Below are 22,836 nucleotides of genomic sequence, written 5' to 3'. Positions count from 1 at the left end.
GAGCATTCGGTGAGTGAGACCGTGCTTTCATCAGAATAAGCGGCAAAGCACAGTCTCGCTCAAGAACGCGATTTATAATACATTGGCCAATTAGCCGCGCAGTATCGCGTAGTTCTGGGGAAGTGCTGCGTGTCGCTACGATATATCGGCTTTTACCTGACAGGAATTGTCTGCTTCCATGAGCATGCGATCCGGGCTTGTGGATAAGTCATGTTGTTTGTCCCTTGACCGGTTATCCCCAATTTGACCGCTAAGTGACTTGCCTGTACGTGGCGAGCGCATTACCAACGGTTCATGTTGGTTGAAGCGAAAGCGTTAAAGCTGCTATTTGCCTATAAGACGCTAAACCGGCACGCACATGACTACCGCATATCCGGCCTGAAGCACGTCGCAGAAAAGTGCATAGCGGTTTTCCGAGCGCGACTTGCGTAAAAGCACTTGAAGCGCGTTGCGCTTTGGGTCAGGCGGATAGGAGACTAATCAAAAGGGGAGCTTCTCGCGCTCATGGCCACATTCGATGTTCTTTGTATCGGCAATGCCATTGTCGATATTCTTTCGCGTACCGATGACGCTTTTCTGGAAACGAACGGTATCGTCAAAGGTGCGATGAACCTGATCGATGCGGAGCGTGCGGAACTGCTTTATAGCCGGATTGCAGGTCCGGCGACGGAAATGTCCGGCGGCAGTGCCGGAAATACGGCAGCGGGCGTAGCAAGTCTGGGCGGACGCTCGGCCTATTTCGGCAAGGTGGCGACCGATCATCTGGGCCGTGTTTTCGCGCATGATATCCGCGCGCAGGGCGTTGCCTTCGATACCCGCCCGCTGGAAAAAGGATCGCCAACCGCCCGTTCAATGATTTTCGTAACGCCGGACGGCGAGCGCTCGATGAATACATATCTTGGCGCCTGCGTGGAACTCGGACCGGAAGATGTCGAGACCTCCAAGGTGTCCGATGCGAAGGTGACCTATTTCGAAGGCTATCTGTGGGACCCGCCACGTGCGAAGGAAGCCATCGTCATGGCATCGAAGATCGCGCACGAGAAGAAACGCCAGATGGCAATGACGCTTTCCGATCCGTTCTGTGTCGACCGGTATCGTGAAGAGTTTCTGGAACTCATGCGCTCGCGCACCGTCGATATTGTTTTCGCCAACGAAGATGAGGCGAAATCTCTATATAAGACGCAGTCGCTTGAAACGGCGATTGCCGCCATGCGTATGGATTGCACGCTTTCGATCATCACCCGTTCGGAAAAAGGTGCGGTGGTCATCACACCAGACCAAACTTTGACCATCCCAGCTATTGAAATTGATGCGCTGGTCGATACGACCGGAGCGGGCGATCTCTATGCAGCCGGTTTCCTTTATGGTTATACAAACGAGCGTTCACTTGAAGATTGCGCGCGTTTAGGTTCGCTGGCGGCAGGTCTTATCATCCAGCAAATGGGACCGCGTCCGCAGCTCAGCCTGCAGGCTGCTGCAAGCCAGGCCGGTTTGGTCTAGTAGTTATTCCGGCCTGATGATCCGGTCGCGCTGAAGTTCTTCTTCCGTGCGTCCGGGACGGCCTTTATAGACGGGCAATGTCCAGCCGAAATAAAGCGCGCCGCCGCGAATGACAAAAGCGATCAAGGCTGCTGCGATTGCACATATGGCTGGTTCGACCTGCAGCCACGCAAGCAGAACATAAAGACACGCACCGGCGAGCGAAGCCGTGACATAGATTTCACGGCGCATCAGTACGGAAGGCTCACCCGCCACCATATCGCGCAATATGCCGCCGAGGGTAGCTGTGGATATACCGGTCACGATAGCGACGGACGGCCCGAAGCCAAGCGCCAACCCTTTGGCCGCACCCAACACCGTATAAGCCGCCATGCCAATGGCATCGAGCCAGAGCAGCACACGATAGCGCGACTCCACCATGTGCGCGGTGAAATAGACGAAGATCGCTGCCAGCGTGCCCGCCAGCAGATAAGCGGGCTCGACAACCCAAAAAACTGGCGCGCCGAGGACGAGATCGCGCAGTGTTCCTCCACCAATACCGGTAATATTGGCAAGGAACAGAAAGCCGATAATATCGAGCTGGCGGCGCGAAGCGGCAAGGGCGCCAGTCGCCGCGAAAACGAAAACGCCTGCGAAATTCAGAAACTCAGGTATAGTCACGCAGCCGGTCTCCTCCACACATCCAGTGACAACTTTTCACCGGTTCGCTCCAATAGCAATATGTACCTCATTGCAAAGTGGACTGCGGAAATGAAAAGAGCGGCAGACAAAGCCGCCGCTCCAATTTTCACCGGTTATTGCTGAAATCAGGCGTTGCCGTCGGAAGCCGCGCCGCCATTGTCGGCAGTTACCTTCGGGCCACCCTTGGACACACCGACCATCGCCGGACGCAGAACGCGGTCGCCGATGGCGTAACCATCCTGCACGACCTGCACGACGGTGTTGTTCGGCAAATCCGGATTCGGTACTTCGAACATGGCCTGATGGAAATTCGGGTCGAACTTCTGGCCTTCCGGCTCCAGCTTCTTGACGCCGTGACGTTCCAGAGCGTGCAGCATGGCGCGTTCGGTCATTTCCACGCCGTCTGCGAGCGATTTCAGGCTCGCGTCGGTCGCCAGGGCTTCGGCAGGGATAGCCTCGAGTGCGCGGCGCAGATTGTCGGAAACCGACAGCATGTCGCGGGCGAAGTTGGTCACGGCATAGGTGCGTGCATCCTGCACATCGCGCTGGGTGCGCTTGCGCAGGTTCTCCATCTCGGCTGCAGCGCGCAGCAGCTGGTCCTTCAGCTCGCCATTGTCGGCTTCGAGCATCGCGATCCGGTTTGCGGTTTCATCCACGGACGCCTCAGCTTCATCCTCGGCAGCTTCCGCACGAGCTTCAGCCTTGCGTGCCTTCAGAAAATCGTCGGCAGCTCGGTTCAGCGCCTCACGATCCCGGGGATTGTTGATGTCGCGCTGCTCAAGATCGGGATTCTGGGATTTGTTTTTTTCGTCAGCCATAGTGCTACTTCCGTCTTGAATATCTTCTGGGGCGGATATCGAGTTTCATGCCAGTAAAATCAAGGTCTATTTTCAGGGACTTGGTTTGTCCCGGCAAGTCTCACAGTTACCGCAGGAGCCGGGAAACGATCTGGGCGGTGTAGTCCACCATAGGAACGATCCGCGCGTAGTTGAGCCGTGTTGGCCCGATGACTCCCAGAGCACCAATAACCCTTTGCTCGCTGTCGCGATAGGGGGCGACTACCAGCGATGAGCCCGAAAGGGAGAAAAGCTTGTTCTCCGAACCAATGAAGATGCGGACACCTGATCCGGCCTCGGCAAGATCGAGAAGCTGGACCATGCCGTCCTTGGTTTCGAGATCATCGAACAGGTGACGCAGGCGCTCGATGTCTTCCTGCGCATGAATATTTTCCAGAAGATTGGCGCGACCGCGAACAATCAGCCGCGCCGGTTGATCCGTTCCGGCACCGCTCCAGACTGCCAGCCCCTGGGAAACCAGTTCCTGCGACAGCTGGTCAAGTTCCTCCCGCGTTTCTTCCGTCAGCTTTTTCAATTCGGCTTTGGCTTCAGAAAGCGTGTGGCCGTGAATATGGGCGTTTAGAAAGTTCGATGCCTCGACCAGCTGCGAATTGCTGATGCCGACGGGCAGACTGACGACACGGTTTTCGACATCGCCATTCTGCATGACCAGAACGGCGAGCGCCCGCGTCGGTTCGAGACGAACGAATTCGATATGTTTCAGCGCACCTTCCGCCTTGGTGGCAAGTACGAGGCCGGCGCCGCGCGAAAGGCCCGAAAGGACCTGACTTGCTTCGGTAAGAACGCTTTCGACCGAATTGTTCATTCCGGCGGAGCGAACCTGCGCCTCAATGGAAGAGCGCTCTTCCGGCGGCAGGTCGCCCACTTCCAGAAACGCATCGACAAAGAAACGCAGACCTATCTGCGTCGGCAGACGTCCAGCTGAGATGTGCGGCGCATAGATGAGGCCCAGATGCTCCAGATCGCTCATGACGTTGCGGATGGTCGCAGGAGAAAGTGTGTGGGGCAACAACCGGGACAGATTGCGTGAGCCGAGAGGGTCGCCATCGTTTAGATAGGTTTCCACAATCAACCGGAAAATATCGCGCGAGCGCTGGTCGAGCGAACTCAAGAGCTGGTGTTCCGGCGGTTTCATCATGTTATGGTAGCGAACCCTATGAATGGCATGCGATAAATATAAGACCGTAAGTCGAAGCGTCAAAGTCTTTAGCTCTGTCCTGGCAGACCTCTCAACACTTCTCGACATATCTTTGGGCTGGCAAAGCGCAAATTTCCTTTCTATTTGCGCCTGGGGGGCCTAAAAAGCCGCACGGAAAACTTTGAATCCCAAAAAACTCGACCAAGGAATTTGATATATGCGTCCATCCAAGCGTGCTGCCGACGAAATGCGCGCCGTCTCTTTCGAGCGCGGCATCTCCAAACATGCGGAAGGCTCCTGCCTGGTTAAATTTGGCGACACGCATGTTCTGTGCACGGCAAGCCTTGAAGAAAAGGTGCCTGGCTGGATGCGTAACACCGGGAAGGGCTGGGTCACGGCGGAATACGGCATGTTGCCGCGTTCGACCGGCGATCGCATGCGTCGCGAAGCCGCTGCCGGCAAGCAGGGCGGTCGCACGCAGGAAATCCAGCGTCTGATCGGACGCTCCTTGCGCGCCGTCGTGGACATGCAGGCTCTGGGCGAAGTGCAGATCACGGTGGACTGTGATGTCATTCAGGCCGATGGTGGCACGCGCACGGCGGCGATCACCGGCGGCTGGGTGGCCTTGCATGAATGCCTGCGCTGGATGGAAGCACGCCAGATGGTGCGGGTCGAGAAGGTGCTGAAGGATCATGTCGCGGCCATTTCCTGCGGCATTTATGAAGGCGCGCCGGTTCTCGATCTGGATTATGCGGAAGATTCCGTTGCCCAGACCGACAGCAATTTCGTCATGACCGGCACGGGCGGCATCGTTGAAATTCAGGGAACTGCCGAAGGTACGCCTTTCTCGGAAGAAGAGTTCCTGAACCTGATGAAGCTCGCACGCAGCGGTGTCGATCGCCTCGTGTCCTTGCAGAAGATGGCCGTAGCCTGACGGTACGCGTTATTCCGACTCTGGCGGCCTGCAAATGGCGTTCTTTTTCGCTTCCGGTGCTCATGTACTTTAAGTACACTCCGCTCCGGGTCTCAAAGACCACCATTTTCGGCTCGCCATAACCGGAATCTCGATGAACCGCATCGGATGCGTCGCAACCGAGGGGAAAATCCATGCGCGCTGCACGTATTCTTGAAACGGCACTCTATGTTCGCGATGTCGCCGAGGCGGTAGAATTCTATCGCAACACGATGGGGCTGGAACCGGTGGGCCAGCTCAGCGAACGCAACGCGTTCTTCCGCTGCGGCGAGGGTATATTGCTGCTCTTCAAGGCGGAAGAGACGCTTAAACCGCCATTGCCCGGTCATCTGCCTGTGCCAGCCCATGGCACGACGGGGCCGGGTCATGTATGTTTTGCCGCAAGTCGCGCCGAGATCGACGGTTGGCGGAAACATCTGGAACAACATGGCGTCGCCATTGAGGCCGATTTCGATTGGCCCAACGGTGCGCGCTCGATTTACTTCCGCGATCCATCCGGCAATTCGCTGGAAATCGCCGAACCCAAACTATGGAATTGAAAATGAGAACGCTGGAAAAGGGCAAGCTGATTGTCGCCTCGCACAATGCGGGCAAGCTGAAGGAATTCGACGGGCTGATCGGCCCGTTTGGTTTCGACGTCAGCTCTGTTGCAGCACTTGGCCTGCCGGAGCCGGACGAGACCGGCACCACGTTTGAAGAAAACGCCTATATCAAGGCCCTTGCAGCGGCTGAAGCCACTGGGTTGCCCGCATTGTCCGACGATTCCGGCCTGATGGTCGATGCGCTCGACGGCGAGCCGGGTGTCTATACCGCCGACTGGGCCGAGACCGAAGACGGTACGCGCGATTTCAATATGGCGATGCAAAAGGTCGAGGATCTTTTGCAGGAAAAGGGCGCGCTGACGGCCGATAAGCGCAAGGCGCGTTTCGTATCCGTCATCTGTCTTGCATGGCCGGATGGTGAAGCGGAATATTTCCGTGGCGAGGTCGAAGGTGTGCTGATCTGGCCGCCGCGTGGCACGACCGGCTTCGGCTACGATCCGGTTTTCCTGCCGGACGGTCATGAAAAGACCTTTGGCGAAATGGCTGCCGACGAAAAGCATGGCTGGAAGCCCGGTGACGCTTCGGCTCTGTCGCACCGTGCCCGTGCCTTCAAGCTTTTCGCCGAAAAGGCGCTCAACGTGGAGCCGGCTTCCGCGAAATGAACAGGCTCTTTCCCCCTTTGCAGGCGAAAAATGTTGCCAGCGCGATTCCCATCGCGCGGGTAAACGGGGAAAATGCATTCGGTGTCTATGTGCATTGGCCGTTCTGTCTGGCCAAATGCCCCTATTGCGATTTCAACAGTCATGTCCGCCACAAGCCGGTGGATCAGGCGCGGTTTTCGCAAGCGTTCCGGCGCGAGATGGAAACGCTGCGTGAACGCACCGGCCCGCGCACCGTCACCAGCATTTTTCTCGGCGGCGGCACGCCGTCGCTGATGCAGCCCGAAACAGTGGGTGCGCTTCTGGATAATATTGCGTCGCATTGGTCTGTCGTGCCCGACATCGAAGTGACGCTGGAGGCCAATCCGACCAGTGTGGAAGCCGACCGTTTTCGCGGCTATCGCGCGGCAGGCGTCAATCGCGTGTCGCTCGGCATTCAGGCGCTGAACGATCCCGATCTGCGCCGTCTGGGGCGTATGCATTCGGTCGATGAGGCAAAGGCGGCCATTCGCTTAGCGCGTGAGATTTTCCCGCGCCTGTCCTTCGATCTGATCTATGCGCGTCCGAACCAGAGCATCGAGGCATGGCGCGAAGAGCTGAAGGAGGCCATCGGACTGGCTGCCGATCACCTCTCGCTCTATCAGCTGACCATCGAGGAAGGCACGCAGTTCTACAATCTCTGGAAGGCGGGCAAGCTCACCACGCCGGAGCCGGACCACGCCGCAGCGCTCTATGAAGAAACGCAGCGGGTTACGGCAGAGCATGGACTTCCGGCCTATGAGATTTCCAATCACGCAGTGCCGGGGCGCGAGTCACAGCACAATCTGGTCTATTGGCGCTATGGGCAATATGTCGGCATCGGCCCCGGCGCGCATGGGCGTTTCGTGGAAAACGATGTGCGCACGGTGACGATTACCGAAAAGCATCCGGAAACCTGGCTCGATCACGTTGAACGACGCGGCCACGGTATCGTAGAGGAAGAATACCTCGATGGCGGGCAGGAGGGCGACGAGTTTCTGATGATGGGGCTTCGTCTGCGCGAAGGCATCGATCTCGATCGATACAAGCGGCTATCGGGCCAGAGCGTTGATCAGAAGCGCCTGGCGAAACTGATTGCCGAGGGCATGATCGAGCCGATGGGCGGCAGCATCATTCGCGCAACGCCGGACGGTGCGCTGGTGCTGGATGCGCTGGTGGCCGATCTGGCCGCATGAGGGATAAGCAATGACTGAGGATATGGGCGACGCACGGCGCGATTATGTGGTGGGTGGCACAGCCATGCGCGCCCGTCCGCTGGAACCCGCGCTTTATATCGTCTCGACGCCGATTGGCAATCTTGGCGATATGACGCTGCGCGGCATCGAAACGCTTGCCGCAGCCGATGTTTTGGCCTGCGAGGATACGCGTGTGACCCGTGTTCTCCTCGACCGCTACGGCATTTCCCGCCGCCCGATCAGCTATCACGAGCACAATGCCGCCGAAGCCGGAGAAAAGCTGATTGCCGCGCTGTCAGCGGGCAAAAGCGTTGCGCTGGTGTCCGATGCGGGCACGCCGCTCGTTTCCGATCCGGGCTTTCGTCTGGTCGGCGAGGCGCGCGCGGCCGGTATTCGTGTCGTTCCCATTCCGGGTGCTTCCGCCGTTCTGGCCGCACTCGCCGCTTCCGGTCTGCCGACCGACGCCTTCATGTTCTGTGGCTTTCTGCCGTCCAAGCACGGGCAAAAGCAGACGAAGCTTGAAAGCCTCAAGGGCATCGACGCAACACTGGTCTTCTATGAATCACCAAACCGGACAGCAGCGACGCTGGCCGAAATGGCGGAAGTGTTCGGCCCGGATCGTCTGGGCGCGCTCTGCCGCGAACTGACCAAGGCTTATGAAACCATTCGCACTGCACCACTGGGCGAACTGGCGAAGGAATTCGACGGCGAGGACCGTATTCGCGGCGAGGTCGTTCTGCTGGTCGGTCCGCCGACGGGCAACACCATTCCGCAAAGTGAAGAGGACATCGACAAGCTGCTTCTGTCACTTGCCGACGAACTGCCGCCATCCAAGGCCGCAGGCGAAGCCGCGCGCATGACCGGTGGCCAGAAATCCGTTCTCTATCAGCGCCTCATGCAACTGAAATCGGATCAGCGTTGACGGAGCTGCGCGAGAAAAAGCGAACCGCTTTCTTTCGTGGACACAGCGCTGAACGCTTTGCGGCTCTGATGCTTCTTCTGAAAGGCTTTCGGATTGTCGCACGGCGCTATCGGACAAGACTTGGCGAAATCGATCTGATCGCGCGCCGAGGCAATCTGGTGCTCATCGTTGAGGTCAAGGCACGGAGCAGTCTGGAAGCGGCGCAACTCGCTGTCACGCCACAGGCCATGCAGCGCATCGAAGCCGCCGCCGATCTCTGGCTGCAACGCCAGCCTGACCAAGTCCGTCTGTCGTTGCGTTTCGACCTGATTGCCGTGCTGCCACGACGGTGGCCCAAACATGTTCCGGCATTCTTCACGGCCGGAAATTACCTATAAGCTTATGTAAATCCTATAAAAATTGTGGGGTATATTGGGATCATTCCGGGGAATGAAAATCCCGCAATCGGCTGTTTTGAGAAAAAGTGATGCTCGCCGTGATTTTCACGCGCAAGCCCGTTTCTTATAAATCTCCCGCTCTCCATGGATAATGGCGCCATCTTTTTACCAGATGCATTTCCGCACGCGAAACCGGTATCCACTTTCGCTGGAAATGCTCCCAAGGATCGCGCCGTGTCTCTACCGCAAAAGCGTTTACTGGCTGATTTTCCTGCCTTCTTCCGGGTTTCGGAAGAGGTGGTTGTCGTCGTTGGCGGCGGCGAGGAAGCGTTGAACAAGGCGCGCCTTGTGGCGCAGACGTCCGCACGCCTTCGCATTATTGCCGAAGAAACAGAACGCCATCTGGCCGATTTCATCGCGAGCCATGGTGTGGAGCATATTGCGGCACCTTTTGCGCCGGAACATGTCGCGGGCGCAAAGCTGGTTTTCGTGGCGACCGGTGATGAGGCGCAGGACCGCGCTGTTGCTGCAGTGGTCAAGGCCGAGAGGGTTCCCGTCAATGTCGTTGACCGTCCAGCACTTTGCGATTTCCTGACGCCTGCCATCGTCAACCGCGCGCCACTGACGATTGCCATCGGCTCGGAAGGGAGCGCTCCGGTTCTGGCGCAGATGGTTCGTGCGCGTATCGATGCCGCCTTTTCGCCGCGCCTTGGCGAGCTTGCGCATTTCGCCGAAAGCTGGCGTCCGCTGGTCGAGCGCGCATTGCCCAAGGGGCTGGCGCGCCGCAGCTTCTGGCGCGGTTTCTTTTCGGGCCGTGTTGCCAGCGCCATTGAAAATGGCGATCGCGTGGAAGCCTACAAGGCTGCGAGCGACCTGATCGAACAGCGTGACAATGCCGCCGGTTATGTCTGGCTGGTCGGCGCCGGTCCGGGTGCCGAAGATCTGCTGACCCTGCGCGCCCATCGCGCTTTGATGGAAGCCGATGTGATCGTGCACGATGCGCTGGTGCCGGAAGGCGTCATTGCCATGGGCCGTCGTGACGCCGAGCGTCTCGCTGTAGGCAAGCGCAAGGGCTGCCATTCCAAAAGCCAGGAAGAGATCAATCGCTTGCTGGTAAGGCTCGGGCGGGAAGGTAAGCGCGTTGTGCGGCTGAAATCCGGTGATCCGTTGGTGTTCGGGCGCGCAGGCGAAGAAATGGCGGCGCTGCGTGCCGCCGGTATCGGGTTCGAAATCGTGCCCGGCATCACCTCGGCCTTTGCTGCCGCTGCGGATATGGAATTGCCGCTGACTCTGCGCGGTGTCGCCTCGTCGCTGGTGTTCACCACCGGTCATGACATGACGGGCGACGTGCTGCCGGGCTGGGCGAAGCTCGCCGTCTCCGGAGCAACGATTGCCGTCTATATGGGCTCGACGGTCGCGGCATCGGTTGCCGCGCGCCTGATTGGTGCAGGCCTGCACGAAGATACCGCCGTGGCGGTGGTGGAAAATGCGAGCCGACAGGACAAACGCCTGTTCCATGGCACGCTGAAGAATTTGCCGGATCTAGAAAACCGCAAGGAACTTTCCGGCCCAGTCATGGTGATCATCGGCGATGCGGTCGCCGGTGCCGCAATCGATAAAGCTGAAGCGCTGGCCCTCAGGCCGGTTTCCGTCGCAGCCTAAACCCGCAGGATGCGCTGTTAACAAAAGTTTGGAGTTTGGAAATGGTCGTAAAAGTTCTCACTGCAAACCGGCTGATCGACGGGCAGGCTGTGTGGCTCGGTGCCGACGGCTCCTGGCAGGAAACCATCAACGGCGCGCTGATCGCCCGCCATGCCGAAGCCGTGACGGCGCTCGAAGATGCGGGCAAAGTTGCGGCGAAAGCCAATCTTGTCGTCGATGTGAATGTGATCGATGTCGAGGAGCGAGCAGAGGGGCTTTACCCGATCCGCCTGCGCGAACGCATCCGCCTTTCCGGCCCGACCATCGTGACCTTTGGCGATTTGCCCCTCGAAAAACCTGAATTGAAGCGCGCCTCGTAATATCTGTTGACGCATTTCCGGACGCAAAACCGGTTCCCACTTTTGCTGGAAATGCTCTGATCTGGATTTAGACTATGTATCGTTATGATGAATTCGACCGCGATTTTGTTGCGGCCCGCGTTGCCCAGTTCAAGGATCAGGTTGAACGCCGCCTGACCGGAGAGCTGACGGAAGAACAGTTCCGTCCGCTGCGCCTGATGAATGGCCTTTACCTGCAATTGCACGCCTATATGCTGCGCGTGGCAATTCCCTATGGCACGCTGTCGAGCCGCCAGTTGCGAAAGCTTGGTCACATTGCGCGCGTCTATGATCGCGGCTTTGGCCATTTCACCACGCGCCAGAACATCCAGTATAACTGGCCTGCGCTGAAGGACGTGCCGCGCATTCTGGAAGAGCTGGCGGAAGTCGAGATGCACGCCATCCAGACCTCCGGCAATTGCATTCGCAACGTAACCGCCGATCACTTCGCTGGCGCTGCCGCCGACGAAGTGGCCGATCCGCGCCCCTTCGCCGAAATCCTGCGCCAGTGGTCGTCGCTGCACCCGGAGTTTTCCTATCTGCCGCGCAAGTTCAAGATTGCCATTGTCGGCTCGGAGCATGACCGCGCCGCGATCCAGGTGCATGACATCGGCTTGCAGCTGAAGAAGAACGAGGCAGGCGATCTGGGGCTGGCCGTCTATATTGGCGGCGGTCAGGGCCGCACGCCGATGGTGGCGAAGAAAATCCGCGACTTTCTGCCCATCGAGGACATGCTGACCTATGTGACGGCTATTGTGCGCGTCTATAATCTGCATGGCCGTCGCGACAACAAGTACAAGGCCCGCATCAAGATCCTCGTCCATGAAACGGGCGTTGAAGAACTGACCCGCGAGATCGATGCTGAATGGGAAGAAATCCGCAATGGCGAGCTGAAGCTGCCGCAGCGCGATATCGACGCGATTGAAAGCTATTTCCGCATGCCGAAGCTGCCGCAACGGCCGGAAGGCTGGGAAGTGCTGGCTGTTACCCAGAAGGCCGATGCGGAATTTGCAAGCTGGGTGGCGCGCAATGTCACGCCGCACAAGAACCCGGATTATGCGGTCGTCACCATTTCGCTGAAGCCCATCGGCGGTATTCCCGGCGATGCGAGCGCAGAGCAGATGGAATTGGTGGCGGATATTGCCGAAACCTATTCTTTCGATGAAATCCGCGTCAGCCACGAGCAGAATTTGGTTCTGCCGCATGTGGCCAAGGCCGATCTCGCAGCCGTCTATGATCTGCTGCAGTCGGATGGGCTGGTGACGCCGAATGCCGGTCTCATCACCGACATCATCGCCTGCCCCGGTCTCGATTATTGCGCCCTTGCCAATGCACGCTCCATTCCGGTGGCGCAACGCATTTCCGAGCGCTTCGGCGACCAGCAGCGCCAGCTTGAAATCGGCGATCTCAAGATCAAGATTTCCGGCTGCATCAATGCCTGCGGCCATCACCATGTCGGCCATATCGGTATTCTGGGCGTTGAGAAAAAGGGCGAGGAACTCTATCAGATCACGCTTGGCGGTTCGGCGGACGAGCATTCGACCATCGGTGACATCACTGGTCGTGGCTTCTCGTCGGAAGAGGTGGTTGATGCCATCGAAACGGTGGTGGACACCTATCTGTCCCTGCGGGAAAGCCCGGAAGAAACTTTCCTTGCCGCCTATCGCCGCGTCGGCATGGAACCGTTCAAACACGCGCTTTATGGAGAAATAAGCCGTGCAGCTTGATGCGGAAGAAACTGCTGCCGCCGAAGCCCGCCTTCTGGAGGCAAGCCACGGCGCGTCTACCCCGCAGGAGGTGATCGCGCTCGTCACGCGCGAACTCTATGAGGGGCAGATCGCGGTCGTCTCTTCCTTCGGGGCGGAATCGGCGGTGCTTCTGCACATGATCTCGGAAATTGATCCGGCGACACCGGTTCTGTTTCTCGATACGGGAAAGCACTTTCGGGCAACGCTCGATTATCGTCATGATCTGGTGGACCGGCTGGGGCTGACCGATGTGCGGGATATCCTGCCGCTTGAGGATAATCTCAAGGCGGACGATCCGTTCGGCGCGCTGTCGATGACCGACAAGGATCGTTGCTGCTTTATCCGCAAGGTCGAGCCTATGGCGCGCGCCGTGGCCCCTTATCGGGCCTGGATGACGGGTCGCAAGCAGTTTCAGGCTTCGACGCGCGAAAGCCTGGCTACGTTTGAATCGGTCGGCCCGCGTATTCGTATCAATCCGCTGGCGCGTTTGCAGGCAGGCGATCTCAAGGCCTATGCCGACAAGCATGATCTGCCGCCGCATCCCTTGACCGCGCAGGGCTACCGTTCCATCGGCTGCATGCCTTGCACGCGGCCTGTGGGCGATGGCGAAGACCAACGTGCCGGACGCTGGGCGGGGTCGGAAAAGACAGAATGCGGCATCCATCTGTCGGGTCTGTCCGACAGCTTGAAGAAACTGGGAGCAGGTGACCGGAAATGAGCGATATCAACGAAACCAAACTCTGGTCTGCCGATGGCTTTCGCGAAGACGATTATGTCTTTGCCGACGATCTTGAAGCGGCTGGTGATACCCCGGCGATCATCATTCCGCTGGCCGTCTGGCTTGGACTGGATGAGGAGCGTCGCCGCGCCTCCAATCACCGGATCGGCGTGTCGGTTGCGCCGGGCGAAGCCATTGAACCGCTGCTGGATGATCTGGGCAGCCTGCCTCTGATCGCCTTGCAGTTCCCGGCTTTCAATGACGGTCGCTCCTATTCCAAGGCCGAGATTTTGCGCCGCGAGGGGTTTGCGGGCGAATTGCGTGCCGTTGGTGATGTGCTGATCGATCAGGCCGCCCTGATGCTGCGGACCGGCTTCGACAGCCTGCAGGTGACGAACAAGGTTGCCCAGAGCCGTCTTGGCGAAAATCGTCTGGTTGATACGCCCGGCTATTACCAGCCGGGACGTGGATCAGTACCGGAGGAGGCCGGGTTTGCCTGGCGTCGTGTCAAGGCAAGTTAGGCACATCGCTCAAATTTGCCATTTTTCTGCGCGCCTTGATGCGCTAGACACGCCTCACCAAATTCAGGGAGTCGCGGCGTGATCCGGCATATTGTTTTCTTCAGCGTCAAAGAAGGTCAGGACATAGAGACGGTCAAAAAGGGGTTGGAACAACTTGCCACCATTCCCCATGCTGACCTTTTTGAAGTTCTGCCGAACTCCAGGGTCGATCCGATGTGCGACCGCATCGATCTCGTTGTTTATGCCGAGTTCAAGGATGAAGAAGCGCTTTTCGCTTTCAAGAAGCATCCGACCTATGACGCGACGACGCAACTGGTGCGTCCGATGCGTGAATTGCGCTTTTCAGCCGATGTTGTGACAGGCAAGCGCTAAAGCATTTTCCTGCAAAAGTGCGAAGCGGTCTTGCGTGCGGAAATGCGTAAAATAACTACCAGTCTGTCTGCGGTCTTTCCTGTAGCGGCAGTCCGCCGAAAAGATCAGGCTCGCTGGACGTTCTCGCACGTTCGATATTGAGAAGCCTCAGTTTCGTCGCCGTACCACCCGCTGCCGAAAAGCCGCCGACCTTGCCATTGGCTCCGAGCACCCGATGACAGGGTACAATGATCGGAAACGGGTTCTTGCCAAGCGCATAGCCGACAGCCTGGGAGAGACTCACATCGCCGATCCTTCGGGCAATTGCACCATAGGTCGTTGTCTCGCCCGGTTTCAGCTCAAGAATGATTTCATAGACCTGCCTGTTAAGATCGGGTTGGGTATCAAGCGCCAGCGGTGTATCTGAAAAATCAACATCGGCGCCTGCCAGAAGCGCGCGCACGCCCCGGATTGCATTACTGACAAAGGAAGGGACGTCGGTATCTTCGGCACCGGGGAACCGCTCGCCAAGCCGATAACGGGTTTCCTTCTCGTCGGTATCTCCAATCTCGACGCCGACGATCTTTGGGCCGCGCCAGGCAATGCCGCACGGTCCGATCTCTGTTTCGAAAATGGCAATGCCCGACGATTCCATGGAAGTAGTACTAGCATGGTTTTGAACGGGACAAACGCCGGTTATCCAGCAACTATAGGAACGTTGACGTGAAAAGTCGTAACAATTGCGGAAAATGGCGCAGTGAAATGGTTGAAGAACGACACGAATAATGATTGTGTGATGACAACCGGCCAATGCCCTTAAATGGCCAAACGCATTGACGAGAGTTGCCAGCACCCGTCGCGGCGGGAGCGGAACCGAGGAATTTAAATGGACGATTACGAGCGATATGCCACAGGGTTGATGATCGTTTTTGGTGCGCTGATTATCGGCGGCCTCATGGCGGCTAACCTGTACCACGGCGATAAGCCGGGCTTTTTATTCGCGCTGGGCGCTGCGGTTGTCAGCTGGTTCGCGGCTTTTGCCGTCCTGTTTGACAAGCCACGCGTTTATGGCGTGATGATTGCTGTTGCGATCGGTCTGGTCGCGGCTTCAATCGGTGCTTATGTAACCTGATTTTTGAACCACTTTATTTAGAAAAAGCCCCGGTTTTCCGGGGCTTTTTCGTTTCAGAGATATGGCGAGTAGCACTGGCGCCGTGGCCCATAATTAGGCTGGAACGTGTTATCGTAGGCTCGATAGGAGCGATAGCGGTTATAGCACCACCGCACATGCGGGTTGCCGCCACGATAGACGGGGGCTGGACGGTAGCGATAAACAGGTGGTGGTCCCCAATAACGGCGATCGTAGCGATAGTAAGGACGGTAGCGCGGACGATCATGCCGCCAGTAGCGGCGTTGCTCCCGCCAATAGCGGCGGTCACCACGATAGTCGTAATACTGAACGTTCTGTACATTCGGCGCTAGAGCCTGGGCGGACGGTGTCACCATCAAGGATGGCTGTGGTGCTGCATTCGCCGTCCCGGCAGCAGCGGATAGTCCCATACCGAGTGACAAACATGCGGCAAACAGGGAATAAGCAAACCTTTTCATCGGCCTCTCCTCACAGCGCATACCGAAGTGTGGAACGGCTTTCGGATAAGATGCGCGTAAAAATGATCAACACATATCGTCCCTGCGGTTATTCTAGGCCGGACATTGTGGCAGAGCGGTGGCCCTGCGCAGTCACGATTTCTTGGCCTCGGCAATAGATCGGTGATGCCCGAATAACAAATTGGGAAATATTTGCTCCGAATTGACATAAAGATATGTTTATGTCATTAAGCGACTTCCGTGATATGCGTATGAAGGGCAATTCGGGTTTGTGTGTCCGAGCAAATCCTGTTGCCTGATAACAGATTGAATACAGGCGGTGTTTTATGGCCTCTTCCCTCGAAGATCTTTTTGGTGCAACGGCAGCGCAGCCGGATGGCTCAGAAGTGCTTGCAGCTCTCACCAAGGCAGCGCGGGAGCGCATCCTGATCCTCGACGGTGCGATGGGAACCCAGATTCAGGGGCTTGGTTTTCATGAAGAACATTTCCGGGGTGAGCGCTTTGGCGCCTGCGATTGTCAGCTTCAGGGCAATAATGACCTTCTGACCCTGACGCAGCCCAAGGCTATCGAGGAAATCCACTACGCTTACGCCATCGCGGGCGCGGATATTCTGGAAACCAATACGTTTTCGTCCACGACAATTGCCCAGGCCGATTACGGCATGGAAGAGCAGGTCTACGAATTGAACCGTGACGGCGCGCGTCTTGCCCGCCGCGCTGCCTTGCGTGCCGAGCAGAAGGACGGCCGCCGCCGTTTCGTAGCGGGCGCCCTCGGACCGACAAACCGCACCGCTTCACTGTCGCCGGATGTCAATAATCCCGGATTTCGTGCTGTCACCTTCGATGATCTGCGCATTGCCTATGCCGAGCAAATCCGGGGGCTGATCGATGGCGGTTCCGACATCATCCTGATCGAAACCATCTTCGACACGCTGAATGCGAAGGCGGCCGTTTTCGCCTCGGAACAAGTGTTCGAGGAAAAGGGCATCTTCCTGCCGGTGATGATTTCCGGCACGATCACCGATCTTTCCGGCCGCACCCTGTCTGGCCAGACTCCGACGGCGTTCTGGCATTCGCTGCGTCACGCCAAGCCATTCACTATCGGTCTCAACTGTGCGTTGGGCGCCAACGCCATGCGTGCGCATCTCGACGAATTGTCGACCATTGCCGATACCTTCATCTGCGCCTATCCGAATGCCGGTCTGCCGAACGAGTTCGGCCAATATGATGAAACGCCGGAAGCAATGGCTGCCCAGATCGAAGGCTTCGCCCGTGATGGTCTGGTCAATGTGGTGGGCGGCTGCTGCGGTTCGACGCCGGAACATATCCGTGCCATTGCCGAGGCTGTCGCGAAACATCCGCCACGCAAGCCTGCCAAGGTTGCACCGCTGATGCGTCTTTCGGGACTTGAGCCTTTCACGCTGACCGAAGACATTCCCTTCGTCAATGTTGGCGAACGCACCAACGTGACCGGCTCTGCACGCTTCCGCAAGCTGATCAAGGCTGGCGATTTTTCTGCTGCGCTCGACGTCGCGCGCGATCAGGTGGTCAACGGCGCCCAGATCATCGACATCAACATGGATGAAGGCCTGATCGATTCCGAAAAGGCTATGGTCGAATTCTTCAATCTGATTGCTGCCGAACCGGATATTGCCCGCGTGCCGATTATGATTGACAGCTCCAAATGGGAAGTCATCGAGGCTGGCCTGAAATGCGTCCAGGGCAAGGCAGTGGTCAATTCCATCTCGATGAAGGAAGGCGAGGAAGCCTTTATTCATCATGCGAAGCTCGTTCGCGCCTATGGCGCGGCAGTTGTCGTGATGGCTTTCGATGAAACCGGACAGGCCGATACCGAGGCGCGCAAGATCGAAATCTGTACCCGGGCCTACAAGATTCTGACGGAACAGGTCGGCTTCGCACCGGAAGACATCATCTTCGATCCAAACATCTTTGCGGTGGCGACCGGTATCGAAGAACACAATAATTACGGCGTTGATTTCATTGAAGCGACACGCAAGATCATGGCGACCTTGCCGCATGTGCATGTCTCGGGTGGCGTGTCGAACCTTTCCTTCTCGTTCCGCGGTAATGAGCCGGTGCGCGAGGCGATGCATGCCGTGTTCCTGTACCACGCCATTCAGGCAGGTATGGATATGGGCATCGTCAATGCCGGTCAGCTTGCGGTTTACGATGCCATTGATCCGGAACTGCGTGAGGCTTGCGAGGATGTGGTGTTGAACCGCCGCTCCGATGCGACTGAACGCTTGCTGGAAATCGCCGAGCGTTTTCGCGATTCAGGCTCCAAGGAAGCCAAGGTGCAGGATCTGAGCTGGCGCGAATGGCCGGTGGCAAAGCGCCTTGAACATGCGCTGGTCAACGGCATTACCGAATATATTGAAGCCGATACGGAAGAGGCGCGGCAGTCTGCCGAACGCCCGCTGCACGTCATCGAAGGGCCGCTGATGGCCGGTATGAACGTGGTTGGTGATCTGTTCGGCGCAGGCAAGATGTTCCTGCCGCAGGTGGTCAAGTCGGCCCGCGTGATGAAGCAGGCCGTGGCCGTTCTCCTGCCATATATGGAAGAAGAAAAGCGCCTCAATGCTGAAAAAGGCATTGGCGGCGGTGAACGTCAGAGCGCCGGCAAGGTGCTGATGGCGACCGTGAAAGGCGATGTGCACGATATCGGCAAGAATATCGTCGGCGTCGTGCTGGCCTGCAACAATTACGAAATCATCGATCTGGGCGTGATGGTGCCATCGCAGAAAATCCTGCAGGTGGCGCGCGACGAGAAGGTAGATATCATCGGCCTTTCCGGCCTTATTACGCCTTCGCTCGACGAAATGGCGCATGTGGCAGCAGAAATGGAGCGCGAGGGTTTTGACATTCCGCTTCTGATCGGCGGCGCGACGACCAGCCGTGTCCATACGGCGGTGAAGATTCATCCGCGTTATGAGCGCGGACAGGCGGTCTATGTCATCGACGCCAGCCGTGCAGTTGGTGTGGTTTCGAGCCTGCTGTCGCCGGAAGGCAAGCAGGCCTATGTTGACGGTCTGCGCGGAGAATATGCCAAGGTAGCGGCGGCTCATGCGCGCAATGAAGCAGAAAAACAGCGCCTGCCGATCGCTCGTGCGCGTGCCAATGCGCATAAGCTTGACTGGGATAGCTTTGTTCCGACAAAGCCGACATTCACCGGCACGAAGACTTTCGACGATTACGATCTGGCCGAAATCGCCCGCTATATCGACTGGACGCCGTTCTTCCAGACGTGGGAGTTGAAAGGCCGCTATCCGGCAATTCTTGAAGACGAGAAGCAGGGCGAAGCCGCCCGGCAGCTCTGGGACGACGCGCAGGCGATGCTGAAGAAAGTCATCGACGAAAATTGGTTCACGCCGAAAGCTGTCGTCGGCTTCTGGCCTGCCAATGCGGTGGGAGACGATATTCGTCTTTTCACCGATGAAAGCCGCAGGCAGGAACTTGCTACCTTCTTCACGCTGCGCCAGCAATTGAGCAAGCGCGATGGTCGTCCGAATGTCGCGATGTCCGACTTCGTGGCTCCCGTCGAAAGCGGAAAGCAGGATTATGTCGGCGGCTTTGTCGTCACGGCAGGTATTGGTGAAGTGGCGATAGCCGAACGTTTCGAGCGCGCCAATGACGATTACTCGGCTATTCTTGTGAAAGCGCTGGCTGATCGTTTTGCGGAAGCCTTTGCGGAACTGATGCATGAGCGTGTGCGTAAGGAATTCTGGGCGTATGCTTCGGACGAAACCTATACGCCAGAAGAATTGATCGGTGAGCCATATAAAGGCATTCGTCCTGCTCCGGGCTATCCGGCTCAGCCCGATCATACTGAAAAATCGACGCTTTTCCGCCTTCTGGACGCGACTGCAAACACGGGCGTGGAACTGACTGAAAGCTATGCGATGTGGCCCGGCTCTTCTGTATCGGGTCTCTATATAGGCCATCCCGAAAGTTATTATTTCGGTGTGGCCAAGGTCGAACGCGATCAGGTTGAGGATTACGCAGATCGCAAGGGAATGGCGGTTGAGGAGGTCGAGCGCTGGCTTACACCGATCCTCAATTATACCCCAGGCACAACTTCGGAAGAGGCTGCGGCTTGATAAATGCCGCAGTCAAATTAACTTAATCTCATATACCCGTAGTTTTGACAGATGCGCTGCAGGCGTTTGACTGGTTTGTAGTTATGGATCGGCTACAAAACAGCCGGCGCGGCTGCATCGGCTTGGCATTTCATATTCTCAGCATCTGGCTCAATCGCAGCATTGGAATTTTTGCCTTATATAATAATTAAGAAAAGAATAAAGTTAAATGTAATTTAGAATTATATAATATTTATGAATGAATAATATTATATTTATGATTAGTATTTGGAGAAAACTACAGGGATGTGCTAGTGATTTGTTGGCATTTTATTTAAATGCTTCGAATTTCAATAATCATCAATAGTTATATTTTTCTTTGGGAAGTCTGCAATGAAATGGGAACAAATTTATGAATCCATGCAATCTGCTGACGATGCCGCACAACTCCTTGAATACATAAATACCTATGCCAAGCAGTGCGGTTTTGCACATACGGCCTATGTCATGCGCGTTCCGTTGCTGAATGGCGTGGTCAAATGGCTCAGCTTTGGATCGTTGCCGCAGGAATGGATCGATCATTATACGGCCAGAAAATATGCGGATGTCGCCCCCTTGGTTCGCAAGGCATTGAACAGCATCGAGCCTTTGGTCTGGTCGCCAAAGCTGTTTGCAGATGCGCCGCAGATTTGGACGGATGCACAGCGCTTCGGCCTCAAGGTCGGAATTTCCCAGCCATGCTGGGCGGCTCAAGGTGTATTCGGAATGTTGTCTTTCCTGAGAAGTGGTCCGGCATTGTCTTCTGGCGAGATTTCGATGTTGCGGCGTCAGATGCAGATCGCAGCCAATCTTTTACATCTGTCCATGTATGAACATCTTGATGTTCCGGCGATGAATTGCGTTTCTGAAGTGAACCTGACGATGCGGGAAAGGGAAATCCTGCGCTGGACAAGCGAAGGAAAGACTGCCGAGATCATCGGTACGATCCTCAATATTTCCACACGCACGGTGAATTTCCACATCAGCAACGTTCTGACCAAGCTCGTTGCGGTCAACAAGGTTCAGGCGGTCGCCAAGGCCCGTACCTTCGGACTTCTCTAAATATCTTCCAAGTCCCTCGGCGGTTTGATCCGAAGGGCATTTTCAGCGGCTTTCCGGTTTGCGCTTTTTCTGAAACGGGCTACAAATTCATTATCTTTCCCGGAGGATCAATGAATGACTGCTCAGCCAAACTCTCTTGAAGCCCGCGATATCCGTTATCATCTCCATTCTTACACCGATGCTGTCCGCCTCGAAGCGGAAGGCCCGCTTGTCATCGAGCGTGGCGATGGCATTTACGTCGAAGATGTATCGGGCAAGCGCTATATCGAAGCGATGTCAGGACTTTGGAGCGTCGGCGTGGGCTTTTCGGAGCCGCGTCTGGCCGAGGCAGCTGCAAGACAGATGAAGAAGCTGCCTTTCTACCATACATTTTCCTACCGTTCGCATGGCCCGGTCATCGATCTGGCGGAAAAGCTCGTTTCGATGGCTCCAGTCCCGATGAGCAAGGCTTATTTCACCAATTCAGGTTCCGAGGCCAACGATACTGTCATCAAGCTGATCTGGTATCGCTCCAATGCGCTCGGCGAACCGGAGCGCAAGAAAATAATCTCACGCAAGCGTGGCTATCATGGCGTGACGATTGCCTCTGCCAGCCTGACGGGTCTGCCCAACAACCATCGTTCCTTCGACCTGCCGATCGACCGCATTCTGCATACGGGTTGTCCGCATCACTATCGCGAAGGGCTGGCCGGCGAGACTGAAGAGCAGTTCGCAACGCGACTGGCGGATGAGCTGGAACAGTTGATCCTTGCTGAAGGCCCGCACACCATTGCAGCTTTCATTGGTGAGCCGGTGATGGGTGCTGGCGGCGTGGTCGTGCCGCCTAAAACCTATTGGGAAAAGGTGCAGGCGGTTCTCAAGCGCTACGATATTCTGCTGGTCGCCGATGAAGTCATTTGCGGCTTCGGGCGGACGGGCAATCTGTTCGGCAGCCAGACTTTTGACATGAAGCCTGACATTCTCGTTATGTCGAAGCAGCTTTCGTCATCCTATCTGCCGATTTCGGCCTTCCTCATCAATGAGCGTGTCTACGCGCCGATTGCCGAAGAAAGCCACAAGATCGGCACGCTTGGCACTGGCTTCACGGCATCCGGCCATCCGGTGGCAGCAGCAGTCGCGCTGGAAAACCTTGCCATCATCGAAGAGCGTGATCTGGTCGCCAATGCGCGCGACCGCGGTACCTATATGCAGAAGCGCCTGCGCGATTTGCAGGATCACCCGCTGGTCGGTGAAGTGCGCGGCGTCGGTCTCATTGCCGGTGTCGAGCTTGTCACCGACAAGCAGGCCAAGACAGGTCTTGAACAGGCTGGTGCGCTGGGAGCTCAGGCAAATGCGGCTCTCCAGGAGCGAGGCGTCATTTCCCGCGCAATGGGCGACACGCTTGCCTTCTGTCCGCCACTCATCATCAATGATCAGCAGATCGATACGATGGTGTCGGCACTCGAAGCGACGCTCAACGATGTTCAGGCGAGCCTTGCCAAGTAAAAATTTGCTCTGGAGCTGTCCGAATAACGGGCAGCTCCACAGCGAAAAGCCGTTAAATATCACAAAAATTGTATGATTTTCCGTGGCTTGGCCGAAAATCAGCTTTTTCCAGCGCGCGCAAGTTTGTTCCGGCCCTGCTTGCAAATACGGTAAGTTTTTCGCGCAAGCCGGTCGCAATACGCGATAGGTTTCTTTCACTTTTTCGCATCATTTCACGACAATGCGCGCATCGCGGCTTTTGCCGTATCTGCGCCGGATGAAGGCCATCTCCTGACCTTGGGCCATCCCTCCCGCCAGTATCGAGT

At 56.9% G+C, this 22,836-nt stretch carries 22 protein-coding genes; 17 read left to right on the top strand and 5 right to left on the bottom strand.

All coding sequences use genetic code 11. From position 1 onward, the window contains the following. Nucleotides 1–504 precede the first annotated feature (504 nt). Nucleotides 505–1,500 carry an adenosine kinase gene (locus MKS82_RS09155; protein ID WP_109985896.1) on the top strand — a complete coding sequence of 332 codons (996 nt, stop codon included), beginning with the start codon at nt 505–507 and terminating at the stop codon, nt 1,498–1,500. Between the two features lie 3 nt (nt 1,501–1,503). Here the strand turns inward: MKS82_RS09155 and MKS82_RS09150 are convergent, their stop codons facing one another. The 3 genes from MKS82_RS09150 to hrcA all read right to left on the bottom strand — a co-directional run bounded on the left by MKS82_RS09150 (nt 1,504) and on the right by hrcA (nt 4,176). Beyond that, a complete protein-coding gene (locus MKS82_RS09150; RefSeq protein ID WP_109986252.1) occupies nt 1,504–2,160 on the bottom strand; it encodes a trimeric intracellular cation channel family protein in 657 nt (218 codons plus the stop codon). A 146-nt stretch (nt 2,161–2,306) separates the two neighbouring features. Next, nucleotides 2,307–2,999, bottom strand: a complete 693-nt coding sequence (gene grpE, locus MKS82_RS09145; protein ID WP_109985897.1) for a nucleotide exchange factor GrpE — start codon at nt 2,997–2,999, stop codon at nt 2,307–2,309. A gap of 106 nt (nt 3,000–3,105) precedes the next feature. After that, nucleotides 3,106–4,176, bottom strand: coding sequence for a heat-inducible transcriptional repressor HrcA (gene hrcA / locus MKS82_RS09140; protein ID WP_109985898.1), 1,071 nt, complete (start codon nt 4,174–4,176; stop codon nt 3,106–3,108). A 217-nt stretch (nt 4,177–4,393) separates the two neighbouring features. Between hrcA and rph the strand changes: the two genes are divergently transcribed. The 12 genes from rph to MKS82_RS09080 all read left to right on the top strand — a co-directional run bounded on the left by rph (nt 4,394) and on the right by MKS82_RS09080 (nt 14,261). Next, nucleotides 4,394–5,110 carry a ribonuclease PH gene (gene rph, locus MKS82_RS09135; protein WP_104757069.1) on the top strand — a complete coding sequence of 239 codons (717 nt, stop codon included), beginning with the start codon at nt 4,394–4,396 and terminating at the stop codon, nt 5,108–5,110. A 173-nt stretch (nt 5,111–5,283) separates the two neighbouring features. Continuing rightward, nucleotides 5,284–5,688: a VOC family protein gene (locus tag MKS82_RS09130; RefSeq protein ID WP_109985899.1), complete on the top strand. Its 405-nt coding sequence runs from the start codon at nt 5,284–5,286 to the stop codon at nt 5,686–5,688. A gap of 2 nt (nt 5,689–5,690) precedes the next feature. Beyond that, complete coding sequence (gene rdgB / locus MKS82_RS09125; protein ID WP_109986253.1) at nt 5,691–6,353, top strand: RdgB/HAM1 family non-canonical purine NTP pyrophosphatase; 663 nt, start codon at nt 5,691–5,693, stop codon at nt 6,351–6,353. Further along, nucleotides 6,350–7,564, top strand: coding sequence for a radical SAM family heme chaperone HemW (gene hemW / locus MKS82_RS09120; RefSeq protein WP_109985900.1), 1,215 nt, complete (start codon nt 6,350–6,352; stop codon nt 7,562–7,564). The genes rdgB and hemW overlap by 4 nt, the downstream gene beginning before the upstream one ends. 10 nt (nt 7,565–7,574) lie before the next feature. Further along, complete coding sequence (gene rsmI, locus MKS82_RS09115) at nt 7,575–8,486, top strand: 16S rRNA (cytidine(1402)-2'-O)-methyltransferase (RefSeq protein ID WP_109985901.1); 912 nt, start codon at nt 7,575–7,577, stop codon at nt 8,484–8,486. Next, complete coding sequence (locus tag MKS82_RS09110; protein WP_109985902.1) at nt 8,483–8,863, top strand: YraN family protein; 381 nt, start codon at nt 8,483–8,485, stop codon at nt 8,861–8,863. The genes rsmI and MKS82_RS09110 overlap by 4 nt, the downstream gene beginning before the upstream one ends. Before the next feature lie 234 nt (nt 8,864–9,097). Then, nucleotides 9,098–10,525: a siroheme synthase CysG gene (cysG, locus tag MKS82_RS09105; RefSeq protein ID WP_109986254.1), complete on the top strand. Its 1,428-nt coding sequence runs from the start codon at nt 9,098–9,100 to the stop codon at nt 10,523–10,525. Between the two features lie 41 nt (nt 10,526–10,566). Then, on the top strand, nt 10,567–10,884 hold the full coding sequence (locus MKS82_RS09100) for a DUF2849 domain-containing protein (protein WP_109985903.1): 318 nt from the start codon (nt 10,567–10,569) through the stop codon (nt 10,882–10,884). Nucleotides 10,885–10,958: 74 nt separating this feature from the next. Next, a complete protein-coding gene (locus MKS82_RS09095; protein ID WP_109985904.1) occupies nt 10,959–12,629 on the top strand; it encodes a nitrite/sulfite reductase in 1,671 nt (556 codons plus the stop codon). Beyond that, the gene (locus tag MKS82_RS09090; RefSeq protein WP_109985905.1) at nt 12,619–13,368 is read left to right on the top strand and encodes a phosphoadenylyl-sulfate reductase; all 750 of its coding nucleotides are present in this window, start codon (nt 12,619–12,621) and stop codon (nt 13,366–13,368) included. The genes MKS82_RS09095 and MKS82_RS09090 overlap by 11 nt, the downstream gene beginning before the upstream one ends. Continuing rightward, on the top strand, nt 13,365–13,889 hold the full coding sequence (locus MKS82_RS09085) for a DUF934 domain-containing protein (RefSeq protein ID WP_109985906.1): 525 nt from the start codon (nt 13,365–13,367) through the stop codon (nt 13,887–13,889). Before MKS82_RS09090 ends, MKS82_RS09085 begins: the two co-directional genes overlap by 4 nt. A gap of 78 nt (nt 13,890–13,967) precedes the next feature. Beyond that, complete coding sequence (locus MKS82_RS09080) at nt 13,968–14,261, top strand: Dabb family protein (protein WP_109985907.1); 294 nt, start codon at nt 13,968–13,970, stop codon at nt 14,259–14,261. Between the two features lie 55 nt (nt 14,262–14,316). On the opposite strand, the gene MKS82_RS09075 is transcribed toward MKS82_RS09080, so the two are convergent. Continuing rightward, nucleotides 14,317–14,895, bottom strand: coding sequence for a methylated-DNA--[protein]-cysteine S-methyltransferase (locus MKS82_RS09075; RefSeq protein ID WP_109985908.1), 579 nt, complete (start codon nt 14,893–14,895; stop codon nt 14,317–14,319). Nucleotides 14,896–15,126: 231 nt separating this feature from the next. Between MKS82_RS09075 and MKS82_RS09070 the strand changes: the two genes are divergently transcribed. Then, on the top strand, nt 15,127–15,372 hold the full coding sequence (locus MKS82_RS09070; RefSeq protein ID WP_010658028.1) for a hypothetical protein: 246 nt from the start codon (nt 15,127–15,129) through the stop codon (nt 15,370–15,372). 53 nt (nt 15,373–15,425) lie between these two features. On the opposite strand, the gene MKS82_RS09065 is transcribed toward MKS82_RS09070, so the two are convergent. Beyond that, the gene (locus MKS82_RS09065) at nt 15,426–15,848 is read right to left on the bottom strand and encodes a BA14K family protein (protein WP_240578642.1); all 423 of its coding nucleotides are present in this window, start codon (nt 15,846–15,848) and stop codon (nt 15,426–15,428) included. A 326-nt stretch (nt 15,849–16,174) separates the two neighbouring features. Between MKS82_RS09065 and metH the strand changes: the two genes are divergently transcribed. From metH to MKS82_RS09050, 3 genes are all read left to right on the top strand, one after another. Next, nucleotides 16,175–19,966, top strand: coding sequence for a methionine synthase (metH, locus tag MKS82_RS09060; RefSeq protein ID WP_109985910.1), 3,792 nt, complete (start codon nt 16,175–16,177; stop codon nt 19,964–19,966). 372 nt (nt 19,967–20,338) lie between these two features. Next, on the top strand, nt 20,339–21,046 hold the full coding sequence (locus MKS82_RS09055) for a LuxR family transcriptional regulator (protein ID WP_240578641.1): 708 nt from the start codon (nt 20,339–20,341) through the stop codon (nt 21,044–21,046). 114 nt (nt 21,047–21,160) lie between these two features. Next, on the top strand, nt 21,161–22,531 hold the full coding sequence (locus tag MKS82_RS09050; RefSeq protein WP_109985912.1) for an aspartate aminotransferase family protein: 1,371 nt from the start codon (nt 21,161–21,163) through the stop codon (nt 22,529–22,531). The last annotated feature ends 305 nt before the right edge of the window (nt 22,532–22,836 follow it).

It is taken from the genome of Ochrobactrum sp. A-1 (assembly GCF_022488005.1).
In the GTDB taxonomy this organism is placed as follows: domain Bacteria; phylum Pseudomonadota; class Alphaproteobacteria; order Rhizobiales; family Rhizobiaceae; genus Brucella.
Note: the sequence above shows the minus strand (reverse complement) of the source record. Positions and strands in the feature narration are given on the sequence as shown.

Coding starts and splice junctions, on each gene's coding strand:
- MKS82_RS09155 (WP_109985896.1), top strand. CDS start 505: ATGGCCACATTCGATGTTCTTTGTATCGGCAATGCCATTGTCGATATT.
- grpE (WP_109985897.1), bottom strand. CDS start 2,999: ATGGCTGACGAAAAAAACAAATCCCAGAATCCCGATCTTGAGCAGCGC.
- hrcA (WP_109985898.1), bottom strand. CDS start 4,176: ATGATGAAACCGCCGGAACACCAGCTCTTGAGTTCGCTCGACCAGCGC.
- rph (WP_104757069.1), top strand. CDS start 4,394: ATGCGTCCATCCAAGCGTGCTGCCGACGAAATGCGCGCCGTCTCTTTC.
- MKS82_RS09130 (WP_109985899.1), top strand. CDS start 5,284: ATGCGCGCTGCACGTATTCTTGAAACGGCACTCTATGTTCGCGATGTC.
- rdgB (WP_109986253.1), top strand. CDS start 5,691: ATGAGAACGCTGGAAAAGGGCAAGCTGATTGTCGCCTCGCACAATGCG.
- hemW (WP_109985900.1), top strand. CDS start 6,350: ATGAACAGGCTCTTTCCCCCTTTGCAGGCGAAAAATGTTGCCAGCGCG.
- rsmI (WP_109985901.1), top strand. CDS start 7,575: ATGACTGAGGATATGGGCGACGCACGGCGCGATTATGTGGTGGGTGGC.
- MKS82_RS09100 (WP_109985903.1), top strand. CDS start 10,567: ATGGTCGTAAAAGTTCTCACTGCAAACCGGCTGATCGACGGGCAGGCT.
- MKS82_RS09095 (WP_109985904.1), top strand. CDS start 10,959: ATGTATCGTTATGATGAATTCGACCGCGATTTTGTTGCGGCCCGCGTT.
- MKS82_RS09085 (WP_109985906.1), top strand. CDS start 13,365: ATGAGCGATATCAACGAAACCAAACTCTGGTCTGCCGATGGCTTTCGC.
- MKS82_RS09075 (WP_109985908.1), bottom strand. CDS start 14,895: ATGGAATCGTCGGGCATTGCCATTTTCGAAACAGAGATCGGACCGTGC.
- MKS82_RS09070 (WP_010658028.1), top strand. CDS start 15,127: ATGGACGATTACGAGCGATATGCCACAGGGTTGATGATCGTTTTTGGT.
- MKS82_RS09065 (WP_240578642.1), bottom strand. CDS start 15,848: ATGAAAAGGTTTGCTTATTCCCTGTTTGCCGCATGTTTGTCACTCGGT.
- metH (WP_109985910.1), top strand. CDS start 16,175: ATGGCCTCTTCCCTCGAAGATCTTTTTGGTGCAACGGCAGCGCAGCCG.
- MKS82_RS09055 (WP_240578641.1), top strand. CDS start 20,339: ATGAAATGGGAACAAATTTATGAATCCATGCAATCTGCTGACGATGCC.
- MKS82_RS09050 (WP_109985912.1), top strand. CDS start 21,161: ATGACTGCTCAGCCAAACTCTCTTGAAGCCCGCGATATCCGTTATCAT.